Annotated in this window: 26 protein-coding genes; 8 read left to right on the top strand and 18 right to left on the bottom strand. The window is 61.2% G+C overall.

Annotated elements, in window-relative coordinates; translation table 11 throughout:
* Positions 1-144: 144 nt before the first annotated feature.
* Positions 145-969, bottom strand: a complete 825-nt coding sequence (blaOXA, locus tag PH605_RS23735; RefSeq protein WP_065654207.1) for a class D beta-lactamase — start codon at positions 967-969, stop codon at positions 145-147.
* Between the two features lie 170 nt (positions 970-1139).
* Positions 1140-1619, bottom strand: coding sequence for a YcgN family cysteine cluster protein (locus PH605_RS23730; protein WP_142846482.1), 480 nt, complete (start codon positions 1617-1619; stop codon positions 1140-1142).
* 267 nt (positions 1620-1886) lie between these two features.
* Here PH605_RS23730 and PH605_RS23725 point away from each other — a divergent pair, with 267 nt between their 5' ends.
* A complete protein-coding gene (locus PH605_RS23725; RefSeq protein ID WP_142846484.1) occupies positions 1887-4079 on the top strand; it encodes a transglycosylase domain-containing protein in 2193 nt (730 codons plus the stop codon).
* 238 nt (positions 4080-4317) lie between these two features.
* Here the strand turns inward: PH605_RS23725 and PH605_RS23720 are convergent, their stop codons facing one another.
* Positions 4318-5217 (bottom strand): LysR family transcriptional regulator ArgP, encoded by a 900-nt coding sequence (locus tag PH605_RS23720; protein ID WP_142846485.1) that lies wholly within the window; start codon positions 5215-5217, stop codon positions 4318-4320.
* Between the two features lie 370 nt (positions 5218-5587).
* Between PH605_RS23720 and PH605_RS23715 the strand changes: the two genes are divergently transcribed.
* Positions 5588-6196, top strand: a complete 609-nt coding sequence (locus PH605_RS23715; RefSeq protein ID WP_142846486.1) for a LysE/ArgO family amino acid transporter — start codon at positions 5588-5590, stop codon at positions 6194-6196.
* Here the strand turns inward: PH605_RS23715 and PH605_RS23710 are convergent.
* Entirely contained in the window at positions 6193-7581 is a 1389-nt protein-coding gene (locus tag PH605_RS23710; RefSeq protein ID WP_142846487.1) for a M20 family metallopeptidase, read from the bottom strand. The genes PH605_RS23715 and PH605_RS23710 overlap by 4 nt on opposite strands.
* 111 nt (positions 7582-7692) lie before the next feature.
* On the opposite strand from PH605_RS23710, the gene PH605_RS23705 reads away from it, so the two are divergent.
* Together PH605_RS23705 and PH605_RS23700 are read left to right on the top strand one after the other, a co-directional pair.
* Positions 7693-8280, top strand: coding sequence for a DUF1214 domain-containing protein (locus tag PH605_RS23705; RefSeq protein WP_003522305.1), 588 nt, complete (start codon positions 7693-7695; stop codon positions 8278-8280).
* On the top strand, positions 8273-8821 hold the full coding sequence (locus PH605_RS23700; RefSeq protein WP_035261158.1) for a DUF1254 domain-containing protein: 549 nt from the start codon (positions 8273-8275) through the stop codon (positions 8819-8821). The genes PH605_RS23705 and PH605_RS23700 overlap by 8 nt, the downstream gene beginning before the upstream one ends.
* A 19-nt stretch (positions 8822-8840) precedes the next feature.
* Here the strand turns inward: PH605_RS23700 and PH605_RS23695 are convergent, their stop codons facing one another.
* Entirely contained in the window at positions 8841-9029 is a 189-nt protein-coding gene (locus PH605_RS23695) for a hypothetical protein (RefSeq protein WP_035261156.1), read from the bottom strand.
* 561 nt (positions 9030-9590) lie between these two features.
* Here PH605_RS23695 and PH605_RS23690 point away from each other — a divergent pair.
* Positions 9591-10526 (top strand): DUF2336 domain-containing protein, encoded by a 936-nt coding sequence (locus tag PH605_RS23690; RefSeq protein WP_237680969.1) that lies wholly within the window; start codon positions 9591-9593, stop codon positions 10524-10526.
* 56 nt (positions 10527-10582) lie between these two features.
* Here PH605_RS23690 and PH605_RS23685 read toward each other — a convergent pair whose 3' ends face one another.
* The 3 genes from PH605_RS23685 to PH605_RS23675 all read right to left on the bottom strand — a co-directional run bounded on the left by PH605_RS23685 (position 10583) and on the right by PH605_RS23675 (position 13597).
* Complete coding sequence (locus PH605_RS23685) at positions 10583-10936, bottom strand: DUF1491 family protein (RefSeq protein WP_142846489.1); 354 nt, start codon at positions 10934-10936, stop codon at positions 10583-10585.
* A gap of 257 nt (positions 10937-11193) precedes the next feature.
* Positions 11194-12093: a peptidoglycan-binding domain-containing protein gene (locus PH605_RS23680; protein WP_161988013.1), complete on the bottom strand. Its 900-nt coding sequence runs from the start codon at positions 12091-12093 to the stop codon at positions 11194-11196.
* Complete coding sequence (locus PH605_RS23675) at positions 12065-13597, bottom strand: sensor histidine kinase (protein ID WP_142846492.1); 1533 nt, start codon at positions 13595-13597, stop codon at positions 12065-12067. The genes PH605_RS23680 and PH605_RS23675 overlap by 29 nt, the downstream gene beginning before the upstream one ends.
* 488 nt (positions 13598-14085) lie before the next feature.
* Between PH605_RS23675 and PH605_RS23670 the strand changes: the two genes are divergently transcribed.
* Both PH605_RS23670 and PH605_RS23665 read left to right on the top strand, forming a co-directional pair.
* Positions 14086-14511, top strand: a complete 426-nt coding sequence (locus PH605_RS23670) for a DUF5330 domain-containing protein (protein ID WP_142778896.1) — start codon at positions 14086-14088, stop codon at positions 14509-14511.
* Positions 14512-14707: 196 nt separating this feature from the next.
* The gene (locus PH605_RS23665; RefSeq protein ID WP_080817400.1) at positions 14708-15124 is read left to right on the top strand and encodes a SufE family protein; all 417 of its coding nucleotides are present in this window, start codon (positions 14708-14710) and stop codon (positions 15122-15124) included.
* A gap of 3 nt (positions 15125-15127) precedes the next feature.
* Here PH605_RS23665 and PH605_RS23660 read toward each other — a convergent pair whose 3' ends face one another.
* The 10 genes from PH605_RS23660 to PH605_RS23615 form a co-directional block, all read right to left on the bottom strand.
* The gene (locus PH605_RS23660) at positions 15128-15955 is read right to left on the bottom strand and encodes a DUF6456 domain-containing protein (RefSeq protein WP_142846493.1); all 828 of its coding nucleotides are present in this window, start codon (positions 15953-15955) and stop codon (positions 15128-15130) included.
* Positions 15948-16370, bottom strand: a complete 423-nt coding sequence (locus PH605_RS23655) for a helix-turn-helix domain-containing protein (RefSeq protein ID WP_142846494.1) — start codon at positions 16368-16370, stop codon at positions 15948-15950. The genes PH605_RS23660 and PH605_RS23655 overlap by 8 nt, the downstream gene beginning before the upstream one ends.
* 391 nt (positions 16371-16761) lie before the next feature.
* Positions 16762-17190, bottom strand: a complete 429-nt coding sequence (gene ros / locus PH605_RS23650) for a MucR family transcriptional regulator Ros (protein ID WP_003509257.1) — start codon at positions 17188-17190, stop codon at positions 16762-16764.
* Positions 17191-17623: 433 nt separating this feature from the next.
* Positions 17624-17956: a monovalent cation/H(+) antiporter subunit G gene (mnhG, locus tag PH605_RS23645; protein WP_003522295.1), complete on the bottom strand. Its 333-nt coding sequence runs from the start codon at positions 17954-17956 to the stop codon at positions 17624-17626.
* The gene (locus PH605_RS23640) at positions 17953-18339 is read right to left on the bottom strand and encodes a cation:proton antiporter (RefSeq protein ID WP_125144653.1); all 387 of its coding nucleotides are present in this window, start codon (positions 18337-18339) and stop codon (positions 17953-17955) included. Before PH605_RS23640 ends, mnhG begins: the two co-directional genes overlap by 4 nt.
* Positions 18336-18815: a Na+/H+ antiporter subunit E gene (locus PH605_RS23635; RefSeq protein WP_080856101.1), complete on the bottom strand. Its 480-nt coding sequence runs from the start codon at positions 18813-18815 to the stop codon at positions 18336-18338. Before PH605_RS23635 ends, PH605_RS23640 begins: the two co-directional genes overlap by 4 nt.
* The gene (locus PH605_RS23630; RefSeq protein ID WP_065654221.1) at positions 18812-20389 is read right to left on the bottom strand and encodes a Na+/H+ antiporter subunit D; all 1578 of its coding nucleotides are present in this window, start codon (positions 20387-20389) and stop codon (positions 18812-18814) included. The genes PH605_RS23635 and PH605_RS23630 overlap by 4 nt, the downstream gene beginning before the upstream one ends.
* An 18-nt stretch (positions 20390-20407) precedes the next feature.
* A complete protein-coding gene (locus tag PH605_RS23625; RefSeq protein ID WP_142846495.1) occupies positions 20408-20785 on the bottom strand; it encodes a Na+/H+ antiporter subunit C in 378 nt (125 codons plus the stop codon).
* Positions 20785-21204, bottom strand: a complete 420-nt coding sequence (locus PH605_RS23620) for a Na(+)/H(+) antiporter subunit B (protein WP_065654222.1) — start codon at positions 21202-21204, stop codon at positions 20785-20787. Before PH605_RS23620 ends, PH605_RS23625 begins: the two co-directional genes overlap by 1 nt.
* Positions 21201-23570, bottom strand: a complete 2370-nt coding sequence (locus PH605_RS23615) for a putative monovalent cation/H+ antiporter subunit A (protein ID WP_142846496.1) — start codon at positions 23568-23570, stop codon at positions 21201-21203. The genes PH605_RS23620 and PH605_RS23615 overlap by 4 nt, the downstream gene beginning before the upstream one ends.
* Before the next feature lie 200 nt (positions 23571-23770).
* On the opposite strand from PH605_RS23615, the gene msrB reads away from it, so the two are divergent.
* A complete protein-coding gene (gene msrB, locus PH605_RS23610) occupies positions 23771-24178 on the top strand; it encodes a peptide-methionine (R)-S-oxide reductase MsrB (protein WP_003522288.1) in 408 nt (135 codons plus the stop codon).
* The last annotated feature ends 178 nt before the right edge of the window (positions 24179-24356 follow it).

The following is a 24356-nucleotide window of genomic DNA, read 5'->3' as shown; positions in this document are numbered from 1 at the left end:
CACAGGAATCCAGTCGACGCGCGTCGGCGCGGCGGGAAGAGTCCTTTCAGCCCAAGGACTTGGGCTGGCTGGATCCCTGTGACAAGCACAGGGATGAGGGAAGGAGCACGTCGCAAAAACTACGCTTTTATGAGATGCGTGCGGCTACCGATGCACGGCCAGCCGGGGAATATCGCGCAGGAAGGCATCGCGCACGGCGGGGCCGAGCGGCTCGTCGGACGGTTTGTCGGAAACGCGCAGTCTCGCAAAGACGATATGCTGGCCCTCGCGCTCTGCCCAGCCGACGAACCAGCCGAAGGGGCGGTTGCGGTCGGGATTGCCCTTTTCGTCGCGCATGTAGCCCGTGCCGGTCTTACCGTGCACCGCCCAACTTTCCGGCGCATCGAAGACCGGCACGATTGCCCTGGTCTTGGCCTGCGCATCGCGCGAGACGGGCAGATTGCCGGCCAGAAGGCGGCGGAGAAAGCCGACCTGTTCTACCGGCGAGACCGTCAGCGACGATCCGAGCCAGGAATGGGTCAGGCCGTTATTCTTGCCCGGCTCGCCGGAAACATCGGCATTGCCGTAACCGAGGCGCTTCACATAGGCGGCGAATTTTTCCGGGCCGAGGCGGCGGGTGATTTCACGCGAATACCACAGCACCGAATCCTGCTCCCATATCGAGGGATCGACCGTCTTGCGGTCGGATGCGCGCGCCTCCGTGCCGGGTTTCCAGTCCCAGGCAGGCGTCTTTTCATCCTGAAGAATGCCGGCGTCGTAACCGATCAGCGCCAGCGGCACCTTGAAGGTGGAGGCCGGCGCCACGCGCTGATCGCAGGCGCCCTGCTGGTTGATGATGGCACCGGTCTCGATGGAGGTGACCAGCGTGCATTCGAAGGCCTGGGGCTGTTGCTGGGCGTCAGCGGAAAACGGCAGGAGCCCCGGAAGGGCGAGGCATGAAAGAACGATGGCGGGCAGCCGATAGCGCATGCGTTTTGATGTCCCTCGTCCGCTTTTGCGGATCATTTGCCGGAATGGCCGGAAGCTGTCTTTGATTTCAGACAAGTCGTACCCCGAAACCGTGACACGCTTTCGGGCGACACTGCCTTAAGGGAACGATGGGGCAGGAATAGGACCAAAACGAAAATAGACGTTTTCCGTCACATCCGTTCCTTTTCGCCTGCCCTCTCACCCACTGTCAGGGGCCAGTCGACCACATAATCCTCGAAGTCGTCAACATCCACATCGGCCTCGCTGACGGTGCGGCCGCGGGCGGAAATGCCGGCCTGATGCACCGTTTCCGTATCGCCGGAAACGAGATAGTGCCACCAGTACAGATCCTTGCCGTCGCGCACCAGCGCATAGGCGCAGGTGGGCGGCAGCCAACCGATCTCATGCACCTTCTTCAGGTCGAGCTGGATACAGTCCGGCACGGTGGCGCGGCGATTTTCGTAATCGGAGCATCGACAGCTTTCGCTGTCGAGCAGCACACAGCGAACCGAAGTGAACACCACTTCGCCGGTGTCCCAGTCCTCCAGCTTGTTCAGACAGCACAGGCCGCAGCCGTCGCACAGGCTTTCCCATTCCTCACCGGTCATCTCGGTCAGCGATTTGGTTTTCCAGAACGGCGCGTCATTCATCGTTAACATTTCCGTTTCATTTTGATCTCTTGGACGGGAGTGTTTAACCGGTCCCTAATCCTTTATATCGTATCGCCAAGGGCTGGTTTGTACGATATTTTAGCATATTGGCAGGCGGCAGAGGGGTCATTGGCCCGCGAAAGGCCGCCGCGTCAAGCACTTCCGACATAACCATGCCACGGTTTTACGTCGGGAATGGGTTGAAGCGTAGAATATCACGCAGACATATCGATGGCAGCGTTGCGTTGAACAGGAAAACATCGCCAGGTGCAGGAAGAAAAAGACGATAAAAAAGGCCGTAAAAAACGGCACATCCTGCTCCGGATCGATAGCTTCATCGATAGCGGCCTGTGGACGGCTGCGGCAAGGCTGGTGGATTTCTGGGAAGACGTCACCATCGCCTCGCGCAAGCTGCATGTGCGTGGCTGGAAGAAGCTCCTCGTCAACCTCACCTGCGACGCGCTGACCTTCGGAACGGCGGGGTCCGTCGTGCTTCTGGCGCTCGCCATGCCGGCCTTCGAGGAAACCAAGAAGGACTGGCGCTATCGCGGCGATTTCGCCGTCACCTTCCTTGATCGTTACGGCAACACCATCGGCCATCGCGGTATCATTCATGAGGATTCCGTTCCGATCGACCAGATGCCGGATCATTTCATCAAGGCGGTTCTGGCGACCGAGGACCGGCGCTTCTTCGACCATTTCGGCATCGATTTCATCGGCCTTGCCCGCGCCATGAGCGAAAACGCCCGCGCCGGCGGCGTGGTGCAGGGCGGCTCGACGCTGACGCAGCAGCTCGCCAAGAACCTGTTCCTCACCAATGAGCGCTCGCTGGAGCGCAAGATCAAGGAAGCCTTCCTCGCGCTGTGGCTAGAGACCAACATGTCGAAGAAGGAAATCCTCAGCCTTTATCTCGACCGCGCCTATATGGGCGGCGGCACCTTCGGGGCGGCGGCGGCGGCGCAGTTTTATTTCGGCAAGAACCTGACCGATGTGACATTGGCCGAATCCGCCATTCTGGCCGGCCTGTTCAAGGCGCCGGCCAAATATGCGCCGCATGTCAACCTGCCGGCAGCCCGCGCCCGCGCCAACACCGTGCTTTCCAACCTGGTGCAGAGCGGGTTGATGACCGAGGGGCAGGTGATCGGCGCGCGGCGCAACCCGGCCACCGTCATCGACCGCGCCGATGTGAAGGCGCCGGATTATTTCCTCGACTGGGCTTTCGACGAAGTGCAGCGGCTGGCCGCCGAGGGCAAGTTCAAGGACCACACCGTGGTCGTGCGCACCACCATCGATACCGGTCTGCAGCAGGCGGCCGAACAGGCGATGGAAATGGGCCTGCGCGAATTCGGCGAAGGTTACCGCGTCAAGCAGGGCGCGATGGTGATGATCGAGAACGGCGGCGGCGTGCGCGCCATGGTCGGCGGACGCGACTATGGCGAAAGCCAGTTCAACCGCGCCACGGCGGCGCTGCGCCAGCCGGGCTCTTCCTTCAAGGTCTATACCTACTCGGCCGCCATGGAAAAGGGCATGAAGCCGGAGACGCTGATCTCCGACGCGCCGGTGACCTGGCGCGGCTGGTCGCCGCAGAATTACGGCCGCTCCTATGCCGGCAAGGTGACGCTGCAGATGGCGCTCGCCAAATCCTACAACACCGTGCCCGTGCGTCTTGCCAAGGACGTGCTCGGCACGCAGGTCATCGTCGATACAGCCAAGGCCATGGGTGTCGCCACGCCGCTGCGCAGCGACAAGACCATTCCGCTCGGCACATCTGAAGTGACGGTTCTCGATCAGGCCACCGCCTATGCCGTTTTCCCGGCCGACGGCATGCAGTCGCGCCGCCACGGCATCGAGCAGGTGCTGGATTACGAGGGCAATGTTCTCTACGATTTCAGCCACAACGAAGCGCCCGCCAAACGGGTGCTTTCCGAAGACGCCAATTCGAAGATGAACCAGATGCTGGTGACCATACCGGTCATGGGCACGGCCCGGCGCGGCGCGCTGGATAACGGCATCGTTTCCGGCGGCAAGACCGGCACGTCGCAGGCCTATCGCGACGCCTGGTATGTGGGTTTCACCGGCAATTACACCACGGCCGTCTGGTTCGGGAACGACGATTTCACGCCCATGAACAACATGACAGGCGGCGCGCTTCCGGCCATGGCCTTCAAGCGGCTGATGGACTACGCCCATCAGGGCATGGAGCTGCGACCGATCCCCGGCATCCAGAACCCGCTGCCGACAGGCGCACGCCCGCAGCCTTCCGCGGAAGTGGCGGCCGCTGCCACCAGCACCCCCGCCTTGCCGGCGCTCACCCGCCCGCGCTCGCTCTCGGCCGAGACAACGCGTGTGATCCGCTCCATCGCCAAGAAGATGAAGGAGGCTTCTGCCTTGAGTGTGACGACGCAGAAGGTGGCGGATGCGTCGTTGCGCGAGGGCGCGGAGGATGCGGCGCGGCGGTGAGGTGTGGCGCATGCCTGATGATTCTGTCGGAGAGTGTGGCTCACCCCCCTCTGTCCTGCCGGACATCTCCCCCTCAAGGGGGAGATCGATCTGCGGCGAAGTTTCGCCCATCTCAAGGTTAGAGAATGAAGTGGCGGTAGGGCCACCAGCCGATCTCCCCCCTTGAGGGGGAGATGCCCGGCAGGGCAGAGGGGGTAAGCCGCTCACTCCGTCGCCACCGTTTCTCCAAATCCGCAACTTATCGCAACAACACCGCCCTCGCCGTCTCCACCACATGCGACGTCAACACCCCCAGCCGCTCCGCCGCGAGCCGGTTGACCTGCCAGTAAAGCGGAATATCGAGCGGTGTGCCGGGAACGATCTCCACCAGCCTGCCCGTCTTGAGGTGATCCCCCACAAGCTGCACCGGATTGAGCCCCCAGCCCATGCCGGAAAGGCTCGCCTTCACGAAACCGTCGGTCGAGGGCAGCCAATGGGTGGGATAGGCGATATCCTCGCCCAGCACCTTCCTGACCCAGCTCGCCTGCAGCCTGTCCTTCTGATTGAACGTCAGCCCCGGCGCGCGGGCAAGGGCGGCGGGCGTGACACCCCCGGCGAAATGGCGGGCCATGAAATCCGGGCTGGCGGTGGCGTGATAGCGCAGCACGCCGAGCGCCAGGACCCGGCAGCCCTGCACCGGCTTGGCATGGGCGGTGACGGCGGCGAGCACCCTGCCGCCGCGCAGCCATTCCACCGTGTGGTCCTGATCGTCCACCGCAATATTGATGAGATAATCGCTGCCGCCGGTGAATTTCGAAACCGCATCCAGAAACCATGTGCCGAGGCTGTCGGCATTGGTGGCGATGTTGAGCGTCACGCGCTCCTGCGCTGCGCCCGCTTCCGCCAGCGCCGGAAGCTGTCGGAACAATTCGCTTTCCAGCATGCCGACGTGATCCATGTGACGGCACAGCCACTCACCCTTTTCCGTCGCCACGCAGGGGTTGCCGCGCACGATCAGCACCACGCCCAGCCGCTCCTCCAGTTGCTTGATGCGCTGGGAGACGGCCGACGGCGTGACGCACAGCACCTGCGCGGCCTTTTCGAAACTGCCGGTTTGAGCAACGAGCGCCACGGCCCGCATGGAGGGATAGTCGAGCATTACGGCACCTCATGCAGGGTTTGGAGGTGGCGGGAGGGCCCTTGAAGCGATAGGTGACGGCCTCTCCCTCCCTCATTCCTGTGCTTGTCACAGGAATCCAGTCGACGCACGTCTGTGCGGCGGAAGAGTCTTTTCAGCCCAAGGACTTGGGCTGGCTGGATTCCTGTGACGAGCACAGGAATGAGGGTGGAGAGATGGCAACGTTGCGGAAAACCGAGAGGTTGAAGAGAGAAGTGCGCCATTAGCTCAGCTTATCCGGATTGAGTTTATTTAACTGGATTAAACTATCTGGCGGAAATATCCAAGCACTCGGTCCGGAAGCAACGCCTTCGGCCATTCCGCAATGGACAGAGGCAGGGCCGCGACGCGCATGGACATCCAGATCTTCTTCACCGGCCTGACGATGGGCCTCAGCCTCATCGTCGCCATCGGCGCGCAGAATGCCTTCGTTCTGAAGCAGGGGCTGGCGCGCTCGCATGTGTTTGCAGTCTGCGCCACCTGCGCCATTGGCGATGCGCTGTTGATTACCGTCGGGGTTTTCGGTTTTCAGCGGATCAGCGCCATCATGCCGGCGCTCGATCCCATCATGCGTTATGCGGGGGCCGCCTTCCTCATCTGGTATGGCGCCAAAAGCCTGCATTCGGCGCTGCGCTCCTCCGAGGCGCTTTCGGTGGCGGAGCGGCAGGAGGCGAGCCTGTGGCAGACGCTGGCCATCTGCCTTGCGCTGACCTTTCTCAATCCGCATGTCTATCTCGATACCGTCGTGCTGCTCGGCACCATTTCCACGCAGTTTCCCGGCTTCGAAAAAACCTTCGCGGCGGGCGCGGCCACCGGCTCGCTGGTGTTCTTCTTTTCACTGGGTTACGGCGCGCGCTGGCTGCGGCCGATCTTCGAAAAACCCTCCGCCTGGCGTATCCTTGAAGGCGTCATCGCCGTCACCATGTGGGCCATCGCCTTCAAGCTCGTCATGGGCGCCTAAAGCGGCGGCGTATCCCCCTCTCCGATATCCCAATAGAGCCCGGCCATAAGGGTAAGCGCCTCGCGGGCGATCTCCTTCGGCAAATGTTCGTTCGGCGCATGCTGCGAGCAGCCGGGATAGGAATGCGGCACCCAGATGGTGCGCAGTTTGAGGATATCGGCAAAGATATCATTGGGCAGCGAACCGCCGAGATTGGGCAGAAGCGCCGGTTTTCTGCCCGTTGTGCGCGCAATGGAGCGCAGCGTGAAATCCACCCATCGATCCTGCGGATCGAGGCGGGTGGCACGGAAAATTTCGTCGCCGGCAGGCGCGATTTCCACCATGGCGAAACCCTGCCGGTCGAGGTGACGCCGCACCGCGGGCAGAACCGCTTCTGGATCGATACCGACGACGAAGCGCAGTTGCAGCCGCGCCCATGCCCGTGGCGGAATGGCGTTGACCGGCGCACGCGGATTGCCGGTCTCGAAAGCCAGCACTTCCAGCGCGCACCAGCCGAAAACCCGCTCGGCGGTGGAAAGGCCGGGCTCGCCCCAGTCCGGATCGACCTTCGGGCCGTCCGGCCCGCCATCGATTTCACAATCGGCAAGGGCCTCACGCACCGCTTTCGGCAATTCCTCCGGCACCAGTTCCGGCACGCGGATCTGGCCGGTCGGCCCCACGAGACTTGCGACGGCATGGGCCAGCTGCACGCCGGGATTGGAGAGCGCCCCGCCCCAATTGCCGGAATGATGGCCGCCCTCACGCGCCTCGATCACCAGATCGAAGGTGATGCCGCCGCGCGCGCCGAGAAAAACCGTCGGCCGCTCCGCATTCAGGCGCGGGCCGTCGGAAGCGATCAGAAGATCGGCTTTCAGCCGCTTGCCATGGTTCCGGCAAATCTCTCTCAGGCCGGGGGAGCCCCTCTCCTCGCCCATCTCGATCAGATATTTGGCGTTGAAACCAAGCCTGCCGCGTGTCTCGAGCACGGCTTTCAGCGCCGCCATATTGACCGAATGCTGCCCCTTGTTGTCGGCGGTGCCGCGCCCATACCACCTGCCATTGCGTTCAGACATCACAAAGGGCGAAAGGCCCTCGGCCCAGCCCTCATCCTGCCCGCGCACCACATCCCCGTGGCCGTATCCCAGCACGGTCGGCAGCGTGTCGCCCTCGAAACGCTCGGCGATCAGAAACGGCAAATCCGCCGTCGGGTCACGCAGGATGGTGCAGAAGAAACCCATGGCGGCGAAAGCGGGCAGCATTTCCTGTTCCAGATAAAGCGTCAGCTCCTCGCCCTGCTCCTCATTCTGGCTTTCGGTCCGTCGTAAAACGCGTCGCGTCAAATCCCGCTCGAAGCTGCCATCGTCGAAACAGGCGGCGGCACGGTCGATTGCGGATTGTCGCGACATGATGGAATATCCCCGGTTGTGATCATTTTCACGGAGAGTAAACAAGCCGCGCCATTTTCCAAACAGGGAATCAGTGATAGTCCTCGACCTGTTCATAAACGGGAAAACAGCGTGTTCCGAGTTCCATTCCTTGTCGGCATCGCCCTTCTGATCGCCTTTGGCGGCGGCATTGCCGCGACGCTTGCAGCCCTTGAGGCGACGTCGGGCTTTGGATCGATCCGCATCGGCTCCTGGGATGCCTTTCCCGAAGCGCAGACGATCGAGGCCGATCCTTACGCCAAATCGCACCGCGCCGACGCCGGCAAGCTGCTTTATGGAACCGCGGAAGGGCTGGCTTTTACCGCCTCCGTCGACAGCGATGGGCAACGCCTGAGCGGCGAGTGCCGATACCGGCTGGCGGGCGCCGTGCCGCCTGCACGTTTCTGGACGATCTACACCGCCGACCAGCAGGGCAATGTGCTGGCGGAGGATGCGGGGCGGCCCTTCGCGCTGAATTCCCGCACGCTCTTGCGCAGCGCCGATGGCGGCATCGACATCACCATCGCCGCTGACGCCCAGACCTATAATTGGCTCTCGGTGCCGCAGGGCCAGACTTTCAGGCTGGTCATGACCCTGCTCGACACGCCCGTCGCGGGCAGTTCCGGCCTGATCGATATTTCCATGCCGCAAATCCGCAAGCTGGGGTGTGGCAATGCTTAGGGTCCTGCTCGCCATCCTCACCGGTCTCGTCGGCGCAGCCGTGCTGCATGTCATCATTCTTCTGGCGATACCGCATTTCAGCAATCGCGACGCCTATACGCGCGCGGTGGCGGAAGGAAAGCCGCATCAGTTTCATCTGCTCGAAGAGACGACGGAGAAAAAGACGCTTGGCAGCGGCGATCCCTTCATGCGGGTCGCGGTCTGCACCTTCGATATCGAGGACAAGCCGGTCAGGCTCACCGCCATCGGGGCCGTGCCGTTCTGGTCGGTCGCGGTTTACGACAAGGCCTCGAATGAGGTGTTCAGCATGAATGACCGCACATCCGCCGGCGGGGTGATGGATATTCTGGTGGCGGATGCGGTGCAGATCGCCGCCATCCGCAAGGCGCAGCCACCCGCGCTTTCGCAGGCCATTCTGGCGGAATCGGATCAGACGGAAGGATATGTGGTGTTGCGGACCATGGTGCCGCAGCCGAGTTTCGGCGAAGAGGCGGAACGGTTCCTGAACGAGGCGAAATGCCAGCCGACGGCGTGGAAATAACGTCGGTTATTCTTTGCAGTCAGGATTTGAGGGCGGTTTCCGCTGCGGATTTGCCCTTGCGCGCGACTTTTCCGGTCGGCTCGGTATCGCGTTTTTCATAGCGCACGCCGGTAAACAGCACGACTTTCGCCGGGCCGATCACCGTTGCCACCGCGCCGGCAGGGCGCAGGCTTCGTCGGGCGTCGCCGATTGGAATAATCTCTGCCATGCTCATCTCCTCTTCGGGACATGATTGTCAATGTTGCCCATGGGAACCGCGCAAGCCTCGTCTTGCGTCGGGAATTTCATCACCATCACATTGCGCATAGGCCAGTCCACAGACTGGTTTTCACACGATCCAAAAATCCAAAGCGATTCTTATAAGGGGATCGTGCGCAGATTCAGGCTTCGCATGCCATTTTTGCATTTATTCCGTCGATAAGAATAACATGGAATCCTAATACTGCCCATGAAATTACAAACAGACAGAGGTTAATGATCCGTTAACCTTAATTGCCGGACCCCAACTTATTCCGGCCGGAGCCGCACCCCTTGAAAACAAAGGCGATGCGGTAAAGTTCCACGACATTTCATCCGTCATCAAGGTTTTAAAATTTCCTTGTTGATAGAGGCGGATTCTCTCTTGCCACCCCCCATAGTTAACAGGACGTCAACGCATTTGCTCTAATTTGAGCCGATATTGTGTTTGCGTTTGTTGGGTAGTGCGTTGACCGACCGGTTTCGAGAACTTGAGAGGCCAAGAGCCGTGAGGAAGAAAGATGTGGTGCTGATGGCCACCGTGACGAATTTCGAGAATGTCTCCCATCCGTCAAAAACGGACCTTCGGCAGTTTGCCGAGCTTTTCATGCCGCTTTTCAACGCCTCTACCGACGAAGCCAAGCGGGAGGCCATCGCCGCGCTCTCCCAGCATCCGAGCGTGCCTTCGGCTGTCGCTTTCTTCATCGCCTGCCAGCCGATTTCGCTTGCAGCGCCCTTCCTCATTTCCTCCAAATGCCTCGATGACGACACGCTCATCACCATTGCCCGCACGCAAGGGGCGGCGCATGCGCGCGCCATCGTGCGTCGCGAAGACCTCTCCCCCACCGTCATCGACGCGCTTGTCGGGCTGCGTCACGCCGAAGATCTGAAGCGGCCGAACGGAGAAACGGCGGCTGCCGAACCGCAGGCGGCGGAAAGCCCTGAAGAGCCGAAAGCGGAAGAAAAGACGGACACCATCGCCGCCGCTTCCGCACTTGAAGAGGAAATGCGCCAGCGCATCAAGCAGATGGCGCATCACCTCAACCGCCCGGAAAGCGACGTGCTCGGCCTTCGCCGCCTGAGCGAGGTGCAGGAAGCGCTGCTGGTACGTTTCGCCCGCGAGCGCAATGCCCGGCAATTCGCCGTGGCGCTGGCGGATTCTCTCTCCTCCAGCTACTGGCTGTCGGAGCGCATCATGCTCGATATATCAGGCGCACAGCTGGCAACGACGCTGACCGGCCTTGGCATGGAATTTTCCGAGGCGGCTTTCGTGCTGCAATGTTTCTATCCGCATCTTTCCGCCGCCGAAGGCGATATGAGCCGTGCCGAAGCCCTGCTCGACCGTCTCGACATCGTGGAATGCGAAGAGCGGCTGGAAAGCTGGCGGCGGGCCGACAGCTATACGCATGGCCGCGAACGGCCGGGCCGCAGCGCACCGCCTGTGCAGAGAACCGGGACGCAAGGGTAAGCGCGGCTGGCCTTGCATCTTCACGGATTGAAGAAGCGGGCCATTGCCGGACAATTCTAGGCCCTGGGCTGATCCACCAGCGTCAGCAGGGTCCCGATCTCATCGGTTTCGATCTCCACCACCCACAGGTCGCTGTCGAAGCGTCGTTCCCTCTCAAGAAGAGCGGCGCTTTCCTCGCCATCCGCACCGGCAAGGCGCGTTTCGAAACGGCGCTCGGCGCGGATGTCCTCATCATCGGCAAAGCTCTGCGGCGCGGGTCCGTAGAGATTTTCGCGGCCATCGCGCAGGCGCTGGCGAATGAAAATCGCCCCCGCCTCCTCCGCCCCCTTTTTTTCGACAGCCGCAAATCCGCCGGCCGCGAAGACGCGGCGGATGAGGGCTGAGACGAACATTTCGGACTTGAGGCGCATGGGGTGCTTTCGATGGACACGGTGGGGGGCTGTTGTTGATTTTGGGCGGGTGAAGGTGCGCGGGGCTTACCCCCCTCTGCCCTGCCGGGCATCTCCCCCTCAAGGGGGGAGATCGGCAGGAAGCGCTATCGCCACTTCATTCGCAAACGCTGCGATGGGCGAGACCCAACCGCGAGTCGATCTCCCCCCTTTGAGGGGGAGATGCCCGGCAGGGCAGAGGGGGGTAAAGCCCCACGCACCTCAGCCGCTGTCAAAATCTAAAGCGCCCCGATCGACTTCAGCTTCTTCAGCACGGCCTCGCTCGGCTCACCGGTTTCCGGCAGGCGATAGTGTTTCTCAAAGGCACGGATGGCGTTGCGGGTCTGCTGGCCGGCCACGCCGTCCACCTTCACGTCGGCATAGGCGATGTTGATCAGCCCCTGCTGGATCTTGGCGATCAGATCGCGGCTTGCCGGTTTGGCCGCGCTATTGAGAGAGGCCGGTTCGGCCTTCGGGCGCGGCGCCTCCGCCTTGCGGATGGCGGCAGCCACGGGGTCGATCTCGACGCCGCCGCTGCTATCGGCAGGCCGATCCTTGGGGATCGCTGCAACCGTCGCACCATCGATCCTGAGCGCCGCAAGCACGCGGGTCGTCGGTTCGCCGGTCTGTTCCATGCCGAGCGTTTCTTCAAAGAACATGATGGCGGCTGCGGTGCGTGGGCCCATGCGGCCATCCGCCTCGCCTTCGTAAAGCCCGCGTTTCTTCAGTTCGGCCTGAATATCGGCAACGATCTGCTGCGGCTTCTGGTTTTCGGCAACGGGCTGCGCCGGCGTTTCGGCCGCCGGCTGCTGCGCGTTTTGCGTCTCCGCCGGTCGCTCTATGCGGAAGGTGGTGACATTGCCCTGCGTGCCGAGCGGTTCGGCCGGGCGATAACCGGCAATGCCGTTCGGGTTTTCCGCATCGCGCGTGCGCAGGAAAGGCGACGGGTGCACGCCCGGCTGATACCAGAGCGCATTGGCGGCGATAAAACCGAAGACGACCGCGAAGGCGCCGCAGCTGCCGACCAGTTTCGGATGGCGCAGGATTTCGCGCCCGATGGCCGAAACCACCAAGGAAACAATCCCGGCGCCAATCTGGGCCGTTGTTTTCTTAGGCGATTTTCGCTTTCGCGGGGCCATCGTCAACATCCTTTTTCATCATTGCGGCCATATCGCCGAGCTGCCGGATGCGCGGCGGAAATTCCACCATGCTTTCGGCTTCGGCGCTTTCGCCGCCACCCGCCATGCCCGAACCGTCGGCAGGCAGGGTGATCGTTACGACCGTGCCCTCGCCGGGCTTGCTGGCGATGGCGAAAGTGCCGCCATGCAGTGCCACAAGCCCCTTGACCAGGGACAATCCCAGACCCGTGCCCTCATAGCGACGGGTATATTCATTCTGAACCTGCATGAAAGGCTGGCCCAGAAGCTCGATCTTGTCGGAAGCGATGCCGATGCCGGTATCGCTCACCGTCAGCTTCAGCATCGCACCCTCACGCGCGGCGTCGATCGACACCACACCACCGGCATCGGTGAATTTTATGGCGTTGCCGGCAAGATTGATCAGAACCTGCCGGATGGCGCGCTGATCGGCCGAGATTTCGCCGATACCGCGCTGGATGCGGCTGGTCAAAGTCAGGCCTTTTTCCTTCGCCTGCAGGCCCAGCATGGCCTCGCAGGACGAGATGGTTTCGGCAATCGGGAAGCTTTCCATCATCAGTTCGTAACGGCCGGCCTCCAGCTTGCTCATATCGAGCATGGTGTTGACGACAGAGAGAAGATGCGCGCCGGACTGGCGGATCAGGCCGACATATTCCCGCTGGCGGTCGTTCTCCAGCCGGCCGAAATATTCGCCCGCCAGAATATCGGAAAAACCGAGGACGGCATTGAGCGGCGTGCGCAATTCGTGGCTGACGGCAGCGAGAAAGCGGGATTTCGCATCATTTGCCGATTCCGCCTCGGCCGCCTTGCGGGCGACGTCGCGGCGCAGAAGCTCCATCTCCGTGACATCGGAAAGCTGGGCGACGATGCGGCGTAGCCGGCCGCTGGCGCTGCGGATTGCCGTCATCTCGATACGCGCATGCATGAACTGCGCCTGCCGCGACTTTGCACCGGTCTCGAAGCGGAGTTTGGCGGTTGCCCTGTCCTCGCCCTGCCGCAGCAGGTCGAAGGCCTGCATAAGCTCGATACGGTCCGAGACATAGACATATTCAACGAGGGAATGGTCCTTGCTGGCCTGCAGAGCGGCCGGGAAGGTCGTAAGATCGCGGCCGGAGACGTGTTCGACGAAGCCGGTATCACCGATCATGAGCACGAGGCCCGGCACCTGCGTAGCGGCGATCAGGTCGTTATCGCCAAACGCGGCGGAAAAGGAGGACGCACCGCGCGCGGGACGCGAAAAGGCAATCAGCAATGCTGCGGCGGCCAGAAACAGCGCCAGCACCAGGGCAGCGCCGATGGGCAGCGCGATGGCGGGGCTGAAAACGAGGCTGAAGAGGGCTGGTACGACCAGAAGTCCGACGACGCTGAAGGCGATAAGCCGGCGCAGGCGCGCAACGGTTCCGGCGCGCCTTTCGGCGTCCTCTTCCATGCGCGCAAGCCATCTGCCTGCGGCACGGTCGACCCATGCGACCGCTTTTTCTCTCATATTACGCAATACCAACACCGAATCCCTGAGGCGGTTCTAACGGCTCCGACAATAGAAGGCGGCGGCTTAAGGAATGGATAAAAAGAATGGCCTCAAAGGCCCGTCAAATGCCCCGCAGTCCCATTACGGGGCATTTCTTCGAAGCTTTGCCAATCATGGTTAATGACGGGTAAGCGACGGATTTCGCTTCATTTTTGCCATCGCGTTAACTTTTGTGGCAAAGCTTTCCGCCGCTTTGCCCCGGAACGCGCGGCCTCTGTCGCAATTATGCTTAACATGGACTGTTAAAATGCGAATGAATTGATGGCAGGCGTCCCGATGCGAGGAGAATAGATACAATTTGAATTAAATTGCGTCGCTTTTTGCAATCGGCTGTTCGCCGGTCGCGTGTAGCTTCTTCACAAGCCCGAAAAACGGGACAAAGGCCGATGACCCGAAACCGGGCGGGGCTTTAGAAAACAAAGATCGTCTGGCAGGGTAGTCTGACAATGTGGTTTCTGATCAAGGGAACATTCTGGTTTTCGCTGGTGCTGGTGGCGCTGTCCTATTTCGGCAGCAGCAACGATCCGGCCAAGGAACCTTCGGCCTTCGATATTCCCAGCGCCGTTTCGGCCGCCGGTGAAGCCTATCGTTACGTCAGCGCCATCTGCATCGAAAAGCCCGATGTCTGCGTCAAGGGCGCCGAAACCTTCCACGCGCTCGGTGAGCGGGCAAAGGAAGGCGCAAAGGTGGCCTATGAGCTGCTGGACAAGCAGCTTGCTTCCGGTGACAAGCCCGCCCCCGCCGCTGAACTCGCGGCCGAGACCGAAAAAGTGGCCGAAGCCCCGGTCGTCAGCGTCGAATTTCCGAAGGATGCCGACATGCTGAAGACCGGCACCGTCATTCCCCTGCCGCAGAAGCGCCCTGCTCCCTGATACTGTTGCCCTGATCCATGCCGGCCACCGCGCCGCACTTTTTTGCGAGCGGAGATTTCCGCCCGCCGACTGCCTGCCAAACTTGCCCACGGAAACCTGTTTTCCGTGGGCTTTTTCATGGCCCGTGGTTCAAAACCGGCCGCACTTCGCCTATATCCTAACAAAGACCTGCAATAATGGATGATACGGCGCGCAAATGGCCTCTCTCGAAACGATCCTTGACGACTTTGCCTTCCTCGACGACTGGGAGGATCGTTATCGTTATGTCATCGAACTCGGCAAGGCGCTTCCCGATCTGCCGGAAGACAAGCGCACGGCCGAGAACAAGGTGCATGGCTGCGCAAGCCAGGTCTGGCTCGTCAGCCATAGCGATGGTGCGGAAGACCCTCTCCTGACCTTCGAAGGCGATTCGGATGCGCATATCGTGCGCGGCCTCGTCGCCATCGTGCTCGCCGTTTATTCCGGCAAGAGAGCCTCCGAAATCGCCGGTCTCGACGCCATCGAGGTGTTCGACAGGATCGGGCTGGTGGAGCATCTGTCTTCGCAGCGCGCCAACGGCCTGCGCTCCATGATCAAGCGCATCCGCGAGGAAGCCCGGCTGCTGGCCGCCTGACCTTCACCTCGTCATCGGCGGGCGATAATCTGCATCGCCCCAATGGTGTTCCTTCCTGCCGGCGTGGGCCGCGGGCGGCGCATAATGGCGGGCAAGCGCTAGCAGTGCGGCGCGCAGCAGCAGTTTTGCCGACCGCGCCGGCCATTGCCTTTCGCGCTCCACCGTCTCCAGCCCCTTTTCGAAGCAGCAGATATCGATGGCGACGCCCGACAGTTCAGGCCCCATCGCATCGGCTGCGCGGGAAAACCGCGTTCTTGCGGCCATTGCCGCCTCGGTGAGATCGAGCGCGCCTCCCGCCTCCCCTTTCGTGCGGTTCGCTATTCTCGGCTCCCATGTCGCCGTTACCTTCGGGTTGAGATGGCCACGATGAAAATCGGCGGCGAGGCGCTCGCCCGCCTCCAGAGCATCCGCCGGGAAAAAGGCCGCACCGTCCCGTTCCTTCAGCCTTGCAAGGCTGGTCAGGGGAGAGGTGTTGAGATTGCGCCGCGCCTGCTGCTTCGCATCGCCGACATCCACAATAACCGTCTGCACATGCCGGTGCTGTTCCTGAAAAACCTCGTCCCGGTCTTTTGCCATTGCACGTTTCAGGCAGGAGGCGAGCGGGGGTGCGGCGGAAAGGGTGTTGTCCCGCTGCTCGACCAGCCCGGAGGAAATGGCAAACCGCACCGTCGCGGCCGGAAACCGCAGCGCCGTGTGGCCTGCCCGCGCCCGGCGCAGGACGATATCGCCGCCCTCCTGCGACATCTCGGCCGCGCCCGCAGCGATGCAACGCAGCAGCCGCAGGAGATGAGGGTTCGGGGAGGCAACCGGGGTGCTTTTTTCCTTACTCATCCCGGGCGCCTTTCATCGCGTTGAAGATACTGCCGGTGAGCCGCTCCAGCGCGGCGACGAACTCATCGAATGCCGGTTCGTCACGCCGGTCCTCCACCACCTGGCAGGCATGGCCAACCGTCGTCCTGTCCCGGCCGAAACACGGCCCGACATCCGACATGGGAATGCCGAGCTGCACATGGCAAACATACATGGCGATCTGGCGGATGTGGCATTCCGTGCGCCGGCTGTCGCGGCGGACCAGCGTTCGGTCGCCCGTCAATTGCACCATCTCGCCGGTGAGCTGCCGTACCAGACGGCAAAGACGGGAAATCTCATCCCGCCCGGCCGCAGACGGCCAATGACGAAAGGGACGATCACCGACCCGCGCACAAGGCCGCGCGGCGGCAGGCAGAAACATTGTATCCGACGGCATATGCAACTCCTCTACGAATAGGAATTAATTCATACACCCTAGAGCAAGCATGGGGAAGCGCAAATTTGGCATGGGGGATTATGCGATTGATACGGCTTTATTTTTGCAGAATTGATATGCGCAATAAAGGATTTTTTTCCTCAATCGAAATTTTGAGCGACATAAAAAGTCGGTCGAGAACCGGTTCCCGGGTCTGGTGCGATGCAGTTCTCGATCGCGAAAAACCCCTCTCACGGCGCAGGCGCGCCAAAGCTGGATGCGGGATATGGGCCGGCAGAACGGCGGTGAGGTCTTCGAACCCCAGAAACGAAATCGGCCGGTCAAAAGACCGGCCGTATTGCCTTGCGACTTCCGGCTATCTGTCAGGACAGCAGCCGGACTGTCTTTAAAATCAACGGCTGGCCTTGCGGCGCTGACCGAGACCCATTTCCTTGGCGAGCCGCGAGCGGGCTTCGGCATAGGCGGGCGCAACCATCGGATAGTCGACCGGCAGGTCCCATTTTTCGCGATATTCTTCCGGCGTCATGCTGTGATGCGTCGTGAGATGCCGCTTGAGCGACTTGAAAGAGCCGCCACATTCCAAACAGACGATGTGGTCATCCTGAACCGACTTGCGGACAGAGACGGCAGGCTTCTGCTTTTCGACATTGACCGCCACCGATGCCGGTGCCGATGTTCCGCTGAGTGCCGTGTGAACATCCGAAATAAGGCCGGGAAGCTCAGTTACCGGAACGACGTGGTTGCTAACATAGGCAGCCACAATATCCGCAGTCAGTTCGACCAGCAGATCCTGGGCGTTACCGTATGCAGTTTCCGTCATTTAAGTATCTCCTGTTTATTAATCCCCTGACGCGGGCGAACGCCGCATCGAGCGATGTGAAGTTACCCGGTGCCCCACCTTCGCCTTGTTGAAACCAACATGAAACCTACCCCTAGATTTCGAGCGAAAACCGGAAACGAATTGGTCCGAGATTCAACTTATGGCCCGCGACATGGGCAGCAATGGTCCGATGGGCCATAGATTAGACATTAATAAAATGCCTATGCCGACTATGAAGAGGCTAGATGCAAATCGCGATTAGCAACTTTACACTTAATTTGGATAACAGCAAAACAGCAAAAGTCAAATTCCTATTGTGAATTTTTCAGTTCAAAACAGTCTAATCGGAATACAAAAAATTACGGGTAATAAAATACTATGCCAAGTAGCAATTGAAAATGAATACCCCCAATTATTGGGGGGATTTTCAACTTCAAATTTTCTTGATGTCATCAACTACCGATTTAACGGCAAGCGGATAACCTGCCTTGTGAGCGGCCATGGCAAGAAGATGTGCCGAGACCGGCGCGGTAAGGACAAAGAAGAAAAAACCGGCGAGCGCCCGCGCCAGCGTCGATATTTCCATGGAATGAATGCCGACAGCCAGAAGCAGAAGGCCGGACCCCACCGTTCCCGCCTTGGAAGCCGCATGCATGCGGGTATAGACATCCGGCAGCCGATTGAGGCCGATTGCCGCGATCAGCGAGAAGATGGCGCCTGAGACCAACAGCGCCGCAACCAGAATAGCCACGATCCAAGCCATCATCGCCTGCCCTTTCCTTTTCTGTTGGCGACACCTTTTTCCATATTTTTTTCAATGACTTCAGATGCCCTTTCGCCATCGAGAACCGCCGCCGGCCGGCGCCGGCCGTCCGGGCCGCGCGACAGCACGAAGCGGGCGAAGGCAACCGTTGCCAGAAAACCGACCAGCCCGAGCGCAATCGCAATATCGACGTAAAGATTGAAGCCGGTGCGGATGGCGATGACCGCGATGAAGCCGATGGCGATGCCCACCAGCATGTCGAGCGCAACGATACGGTCCGGCAAGGTGGGGCCGACGACGACGCGATATACTGTCAGCAAAAAGGCGGCCGACAGAACAACCGATGCAAGTATAGTTGCAAATGAAACTATTTGTTCCGGCGTCATATCTGAAACGCCTCCATGATCTTTCTTTCAAAGCCGTTGCGGATGTCGGTTTTCGTGGCTTCGATATCGCTGCAATCGATCGCGTGCACGTAAAGCGTTTTCCTGTCCGCCGAAACATCGACCGACAGCGTGCCTGGCGTGAGCGTGATGAGATTGGCGAGCAGCGTGATCTCGAAATCGGTCGTCACCGTCAGCGGATAGGCAAAAATGCCGGGCTGCACGTCGAGCTTCGGCCGCGTCACCAGCACGGCGACCTTCCATGCGGAAAGCGCCAGCTCCTTGAAGAACAGCAGCACCAGCGACAGCACGCGGACAAGCCTGAGCCAGTGGTTACGCCCGCCCGGAAGCTGGTGGCGGATGATGCCGAGCGCCAGCGTCGAAACGACAAGGGCGAAAATGATGTTCGCGAGCGTGACGCTGCCCGTCACGGCGAGCCATACGGCAACGAAAAGCAATTGTACGAGATAGAGGCTCATGGTTTGCCCCCTTCGGTAAAGACCGACTGGATATAGGTCTGCGGATTAGCGAGGCCTGCGGCCGCCTGCTGGCTGAGATTGAGCAGGCTTTCCGGAAACAGACCGAAAAATACCACCAGCAACGTCAGCCCCACCAGCGGCGCGAAAGACGGCGCTGCCGAGGGCGATGCCTGCGGCACGGAAGGCTGACCGGTGGATGCCGCAACGGGACGCCAGAAACACAAAAGGAATATCCGCCCGAAAGCGATGGTGGCGATGAAGCCGGAGGCGAGGATGGCGCCGGCCAGCCACCAGGCGCCGATATCGATCGCCGACTTGACCAGCACCGCCTTCGGCCAGAAGCCGGAAAAGGGCGGCAGACCGGAACCGGCGAAAAACAGCGCCAGCGCCAGTGCCGAAAACCACGGAGCCTGCTGGTAAAGGCCTCTAAGCGAGGTGAGGCTGAAACCGCCGCCCAGGCGGGCCGCATGGCCGGCGGCAAGATAAAGCGCCGTCATCAGCACCATCGAATGCAGCGCGTAAAAAATGGCGCCGGTGACACCCGACGGCGTGCCGATGGCGATGCCGGCCATCATGTAGCCGATACCCGATATGACGATATAGCCGAGCATGCGGCGGATATCGTTCTGGGCGAGCGCGCCCATGGCCCCGAGCACCATGGTCAACGCCGCCGAAATGGCGATGACGATGCTGAGTTCTTCCCGCTCGACCGGAAACAGCATGACCATGACGCGCAGCAGCGAATAGATGCCGACCTTGGTGAGCAAGCCGCCGAACAGGGCGGAAACGACAATGCGCGGCGTGTGATAGGAAGCGGGCAGCCAGAAATTTACCGGGAAGGCGGCGGCCTTCATGGCGAAGGCGAGCGCGAACAGGCTCGCAAGCGTCATCAGCGGTGCCGAGCCGCGCAGCCCGGTCGCCTTCTGGGCGATATCCGCCATGTTGAGCGTGCCGAAGATGGCGTAGAGATAACCGACCGTTATCAGGAACAGCGTCGTGCCGATGAGGTTCAGAATGGCGTATTTCAGCGCGCCGTCGATCTGCTCGCGCGTCGAGCCGAGCACGATCAGGCCGAAGGACGAGATCAGCAGCACCTCGAACCAGACATAGAGGTTGAAGATGTCGCCGGTCAGGAACGCGCCGGTGACACCGGCCATCAAGAGCATCAGGAAGGGATAAAAACCGTAGCGCCTGCCGCTGGCGTCGATATCCGCGCCGGCATGGATGGCGCCCGCAAGTGCGACGATGGCGGCGGCAAGCGACAGCAGCGCGCCCGTCAGGTCGGCGGTAAAGGCAATGCCGAAGGGCGGCAGCCAGCGGCCCATGACCATGGTGAAGGGGCCATGAGTGGCAACCTTCCACAAAAGCGCGGCATTGAGCAGCACCAGCAGGAACAGCGCCGCGATGGCGACGGTCGCGTGGTGGCGGATAGCGTGGCGCATCATCATCAGCACCGCGCCTGCGCCAATGCAGAGCGCGATGGGGAGAATGATCAGCCAGTCGGTGAGCGGCACGGGCGTCGTGACGAGCGCTGCGGAAAGATCAGTGACTGCGGATGTGGTGGAGGATGCCATGTGTCTCAGCCTCGCCGCTCAATAACCGAGCGGCGGCAAGGGCTCGCCTGCGGGTTCTGCGGTGCGCATTTCGTCCGTATCGTCGGTCTGCAGTTCCTGAAACGCACGCCAGGTCAGCACCAGAAGGAAACAGAAGAAGGAAAAGGAAATGACGATTGCCGTGAGGATGAGCGCCTGCGGCAGCGGATTGGCCGCACCCGCGGGCAGCGTATCGATGCCGGGCGGAATGATCGGCGGCACTTCGCGCGTCAGCCTTCCTGCCGTGAACAGCAGAAGGTTCACCGCATTGCCGAGAATGGCGATGCCGAGCAGCATGCGGATGCTGTGGCGCGATAGCATGAGATAAATCGCCACCGAAAAGAAGATGCCGACGAGAATGGAGAAGACCGCTTCCATCAGTCGCTTTCCCTTTCTTCCAGCGCCAGCGCAATGGAGGTGATGGCGCCGACCACGACGAGATAGACACCGATATCGAAGGACATGACGGTGGAGAGCGGTATTTCGACACCGAACAGGTTCGGATAGACCCACAGCCCGGTCATGAAGGGCACGCCGGCGGCCATGGAAACGAGGCCGGAAAGCATGGACAGCAACAGCCCCGCCCCGGCAATGGCGAGCGGATGAAACATGATGGCGCGCCTGACTGCGGCAACGCCATAAGCGATGCCATAGATCGCCAGCGCAGAGACCGCGATCAGGCCGCCGATGAAGCCGCCGCCCGGCTCATTGTGGCCGCGCAGCAGCACGAAGATGGAAAACAGCACCATGAGGCTGGTGACGACAGGGGCGACGGTGCGCAGAATGAGCGTGTTCATGCGCGCGCTCCCTTCTTCTTTGCGGTCTTGGCCGGCCCCTTGATGGCAGCAGCCGGGCGGATGCGGATCAGCGCGAGAATGGCGAGACCCGTTATCATCACCACCGCGATTTCACCGAGCGTATCCGTGCCGCGGAAGTCGACGATGATGACGTTGACCACATTGGCGCCGTGGGCGATGACCTTGGAATAGGTGTTGTAGAAATCCGTCAGGCGGTTGTCGAAGCTCGCCTCGGTCGCGCGCATCAGGAACAAAGCAAAGCCGGTTCCGCAGGCGATGGCGATGGTGCTGTCCAGCAGCTTCTGGCCAAGGCCGCGATGGTCTGACGGCGACAGGCGAAGCCGCGTCATCACCAGCGTCAGAATGACCACCGACAGCGTCTCGACCATGAATTGCGTGAAGGACAGATCGGGCGCGCCGAACAGCAGGAAGATGACCGCCACGGCAAAGCCCTGAATGCCGAGCGCGATGATGGCGGTGAGCCGGCTCGACGCCGTCAGCACTGCAATGAGCCCCGCCACGGCAATGGCGATGAAAGTCAGTTCATGGATGGGCATATCGCGCGGCCAGGACGGCATGGACGGCAATTCGCCATAAAGGAACAGCGGCACAAGCAGCACGGCGGCGATGACGGCGAAGGTGGCGGTGACGTAAAATTCCAGCCTTCCCGGCTGAATGAGCCGGGTGATGTGGAACGAGACTTTCACCAGCATGTCGATAAAGACGTCAAAGCCCCTGTCCGGCCCTGCCCCAAGCGCCTTGAAGGTGCGGTCGATCAGTCCACGGACGACGGAAAGCTGCGTATAAAGGACGATGCCGAGCGCGATGGTGAACAGCGACAGGCCGAGCGGCACGCCGATATGGGGAATGAGCGAGATTTCCACCGGGCGCGCCTCACCGGCAATGGCGCTCGCCATCGGGGTGGAGATGTAGAAATGCGCGATGCCGGAAAAGAGCGCAATCGTCAGCCCCTTCAGCGCCAGAAGCGCCGGGCCGAGCCAGAGCAGTAGCGGACCTTCATGCGCGTGTTTCGGGGTTTTCACCGGCTTGCCGAGGAAGGGTTTCAGCGCCACCGCAAAGGCAACGGCGAACATCAGCCCGTTGCCGAGGATGGCGATGCCGGTGAACAGCACGGCGCGCGGATTGCCATGCGCCAGCGCGTAATAAATCTCTTCCTTGGCGAGAAAACCGAAGAAAGGCGGCAGGCCGGCCATGGAAATCGCAGCCGCCAGCGCCGCCGCGAAGGTGATCGGCATGGCTTTTCGCAGGCCGCCGAGCTTCGTCACATCGCGGGTGCCGGTCTCATGGTCGATAATGCCGGCGACCATGAACAGCGCGCCCTTGAACAGCGAATGTGCCACCAGATAAAGCACCGCCGCCTCGATGGCATGGTCGGAGCCGAAACCCGTCAGCATGACCAGCAGGCCGAGCGACGACACCGTCGTATAGGCGAGCATCAGCTTGAGATCGGTCTGGCGCACGGCCAGCAGCGCGCCGGTGAGCATGGTCAGCCCACCGAAGAAGGGCAGCAGGATCTGCCAGGCGGCGGTATCGCCGAGAACCGGGTTGAGGCGCATCAGCAGATAGACGCCGGCCTTCACCATGGTTGCCGAATGCAGATAGGCGGAGACCGGCGTTGGCGCTTCCATGGCGTTGGGCAGCCAGAAATGGAAGGGAAACTGCGCCGACTTGGTGAAGGCGCCGCCGAGAACAAGAAGCAGCGCGGCCAGATAAAACGGGCTGTCGCGCAAGACATCGCCGCCGCGCACCAGCATCGACAGCTGCGTCAAGCCGCTGATATCCCAGATGAAAATCAGCCCGGCGAGCAGCAGCAGACCGCCGCCGCCCGTCACCACCAGCGCCTGCAGCGCGGCGCGGCGCGAGGCGGCGCGCTCATGGTCGAAGCCGATCAGCAGGAAGGAGGTGATGGAGGTGAGTTCCCAGAAGACGAACAGCATCAGCAGGCTGTCGGAAACCACGACGCCCAGCATCGCCCCCATGAAGAGCAGCAGGAAGGACAGGAACCGGCCCTGCTGCGGATGGCCTTTCATATAACCGCCCGCATAAAGCACGATCAGCAGGCCGATGCCGGTGATCAGCAGCGCAAAGGTCAGCGACAGGCCATCGATGAACCAGGAGAAGCTGAGATTGAAGCTCGGCACCCAGGCATAACCGCCGGTCACCACCCCGCCTGCCGCGATTTCGGGCAGCATCAGCGCGAAATGCGCAAAAGCGAGAGCAGGCGCAATCGCCAGGACCCACGCCGCATTGTGACCGAACCTTTTAACCAGGACGGGTGCGGCAAGCGCTGCCAGGAACGGCAGAAACAGCGACAGGAATGTCAACGGCGTGACATCTGATGTCATTCACATCTCCCGGGATGTCCCCCACCCCTGCGCGCCAAGAATGGCGTTCTTTAAAATCGATTTTTCCAGTTAAGGCATAGACAAAGCCATCTCAACCCAAATCGACACTCCCGACCCATAACGAACGCGTTATGAGGCGTCGCCCCTTTCAATCCGCCTCCGCGATGACTATTTGAGGCGGGAACAGAAAGGATCATTCCATGAGCGATCTGACATCCCCAAAAATCAAAAAAAGCGATGCCGAATGGCGTGAACAGCTGACGCCGGAGCAATATCGCATCCTGCGCGAACACGGCACCGAGCGCGCCTTCACCGGGCCCTATTGGGATACATTCCAGAAAGGCCTCTATCGCTGTGCGGCCTGCGACGAGCCGCTGTTCCTCTCCGATACGAAATTCGATGCCGGCTGCGGATGGCCGAGCTATTTCGAACCGGTAAAGCCGGGCGCCGTGACGGAACATCGCGACGCCAGCTACGGCATGGTGCGCACGGAAATCCGCTGCGCCAATTGCGGCGGCCATCTCGGCCACGTCTTCCCCGACGGCCCGAAGCCCACCGGCCTGCGTTATTGCATCAACGGCCATTCGATGGTGTTCGAGCCGGTTTGATTGGGCAATGGGTAACGCCTATGCGGCATGCGACGTCGGTTTGCGGACGTCCACCCCAAACACTCAGCGTCATCCTCGGGCTTGTCCCACTACTGTCCGGTTTAAATTTGCGGCCATTGGAAGGCCATCTGGTTTTGGTTTCTGGGTTTGTCTGGTGGCGGGTTTAGAAGCCGATCGG

This window comes from Agrobacterium sp. CFBP 3001, assembly GCF_027871605.1.
In the GTDB taxonomy this organism is placed as follows: Bacteria; Pseudomonadota; Alphaproteobacteria; order Rhizobiales; family Rhizobiaceae; genus Agrobacterium; species Agrobacterium leguminum.
The sequence above is the reverse complement of the archived record's forward strand: the minus strand, read 5'-3'. Positions and strand labels throughout refer to the sequence as shown.

Excerpts from the sequence above, each read along its gene's own strand:
- blaOXA (WP_065654207.1), bottom strand. The coding sequence starts at position 969 with ATGCGCTATCGGCTGCCCGCCATCGTTCTTTCATGCCTCGCCCTTCCG.
- PH605_RS23730 (WP_142846482.1), bottom strand. The coding sequence starts at position 1,619 with ATGAATGACGCGCCGTTCTGGAAAACCAAATCGCTGACCGAGATGACC.
- PH605_RS23720 (WP_142846485.1), bottom strand. The coding sequence starts at position 5,217 with ATGCTCGACTATCCCTCCATGCGGGCCGTGGCGCTCGTTGCTCAAACC.
- PH605_RS23715 (WP_142846486.1), top strand. The coding sequence starts at position 5,588 with ATGGACATCCAGATCTTCTTCACCGGCCTGACGATGGGCCTCAGCCTC.
- PH605_RS23710 (WP_142846487.1), bottom strand. The coding sequence starts at position 7,581 with ATGTCGCGACAATCCGCAATCGACCGTGCCGCCGCCTGTTTCGACGAT.
- PH605_RS23700 (WP_035261158.1), top strand. The coding sequence starts at position 8,273 with ATGCTTAGGGTCCTGCTCGCCATCCTCACCGGTCTCGTCGGCGCAGCC.
- PH605_RS23695 (WP_035261156.1), bottom strand. The coding sequence starts at position 9,029 with ATGGCAGAGATTATTCCAATCGGCGACGCCCGACGAAGCCTGCGCCCT.
- PH605_RS23690 (WP_237680969.1), top strand. The coding sequence starts at position 9,591 with ATGGCCACCGTGACGAATTTCGAGAATGTCTCCCATCCGTCAAAAACG.
- PH605_RS23685 (WP_142846489.1), bottom strand. The coding sequence starts at position 10,936 with ATGCGCCTCAAGTCCGAAATGTTCGTCTCAGCCCTCATCCGCCGCGTC.
- PH605_RS23680 (WP_161988013.1), bottom strand. The coding sequence starts at position 12,093 with ATGGCCCCGCGAAAGCGAAAATCGCCTAAGAAAACAACGGCCCAGATT.
- PH605_RS23675 (WP_142846492.1), bottom strand. The coding sequence starts at position 13,597 with ATGAGAGAAAAAGCGGTCGCATGGGTCGACCGTGCCGCAGGCAGATGG.
- PH605_RS23670 (WP_142778896.1), top strand. The coding sequence starts at position 14,086 with ATGTGGTTTCTGATCAAGGGAACATTCTGGTTTTCGCTGGTGCTGGTG.
- PH605_RS23665 (WP_080817400.1), top strand. The coding sequence starts at position 14,708 with ATGGCCTCTCTCGAAACGATCCTTGACGACTTTGCCTTCCTCGACGAC.
- PH605_RS23660 (WP_142846493.1), bottom strand. The coding sequence starts at position 15,955 with ATGAGTAAGGAAAAAAGCACCCCGGTTGCCTCCCCGAACCCTCATCTC.
- PH605_RS23655 (WP_142846494.1), bottom strand. The coding sequence starts at position 16,370 with ATGCCGTCGGATACAATGTTTCTGCCTGCCGCCGCGCGGCCTTGTGCG.
- ros (WP_003509257.1), bottom strand. The coding sequence starts at position 17,190 with ATGACGGAAACTGCATACGGTAACGCCCAGGATCTGCTGGTCGAACTG.
- mnhG (WP_003522295.1), bottom strand. The coding sequence starts at position 17,956 with ATGATGGCTTGGATCGTGGCTATTCTGGTTGCGGCGCTGTTGGTCTCA.
- PH605_RS23640 (WP_125144653.1), bottom strand. The coding sequence starts at position 18,339 with ATGACGCCGGAACAAATAGTTTCATTTGCAACTATACTTGCATCGGTT.
- PH605_RS23635 (WP_080856101.1), bottom strand. The coding sequence starts at position 18,815 with ATGAGCCTCTATCTCGTACAATTGCTTTTCGTTGCCGTATGGCTCGCC.
- PH605_RS23630 (WP_065654221.1), bottom strand. The coding sequence starts at position 20,389 with ATGGCATCCTCCACCACATCCGCAGTCACTGATCTTTCCGCAGCGCTC.
- PH605_RS23625 (WP_142846495.1), bottom strand. The coding sequence starts at position 20,785 with ATGGAAGCGGTCTTCTCCATTCTCGTCGGCATCTTCTTTTCGGTGGCG.
- PH605_RS23620 (WP_065654222.1), bottom strand. The coding sequence starts at position 21,204 with ATGAACACGCTCATTCTGCGCACCGTCGCCCCTGTCGTCACCAGCCTC.
- PH605_RS23615 (WP_142846496.1), bottom strand. The coding sequence starts at position 23,570 with ATGACATCAGATGTCACGCCGTTGACATTCCTGTCGCTGTTTCTGCCG.
- msrB (WP_003522288.1), top strand. The coding sequence starts at position 23,771 with ATGAGCGATCTGACATCCCCAAAAATCAAAAAAAGCGATGCCGAATGG.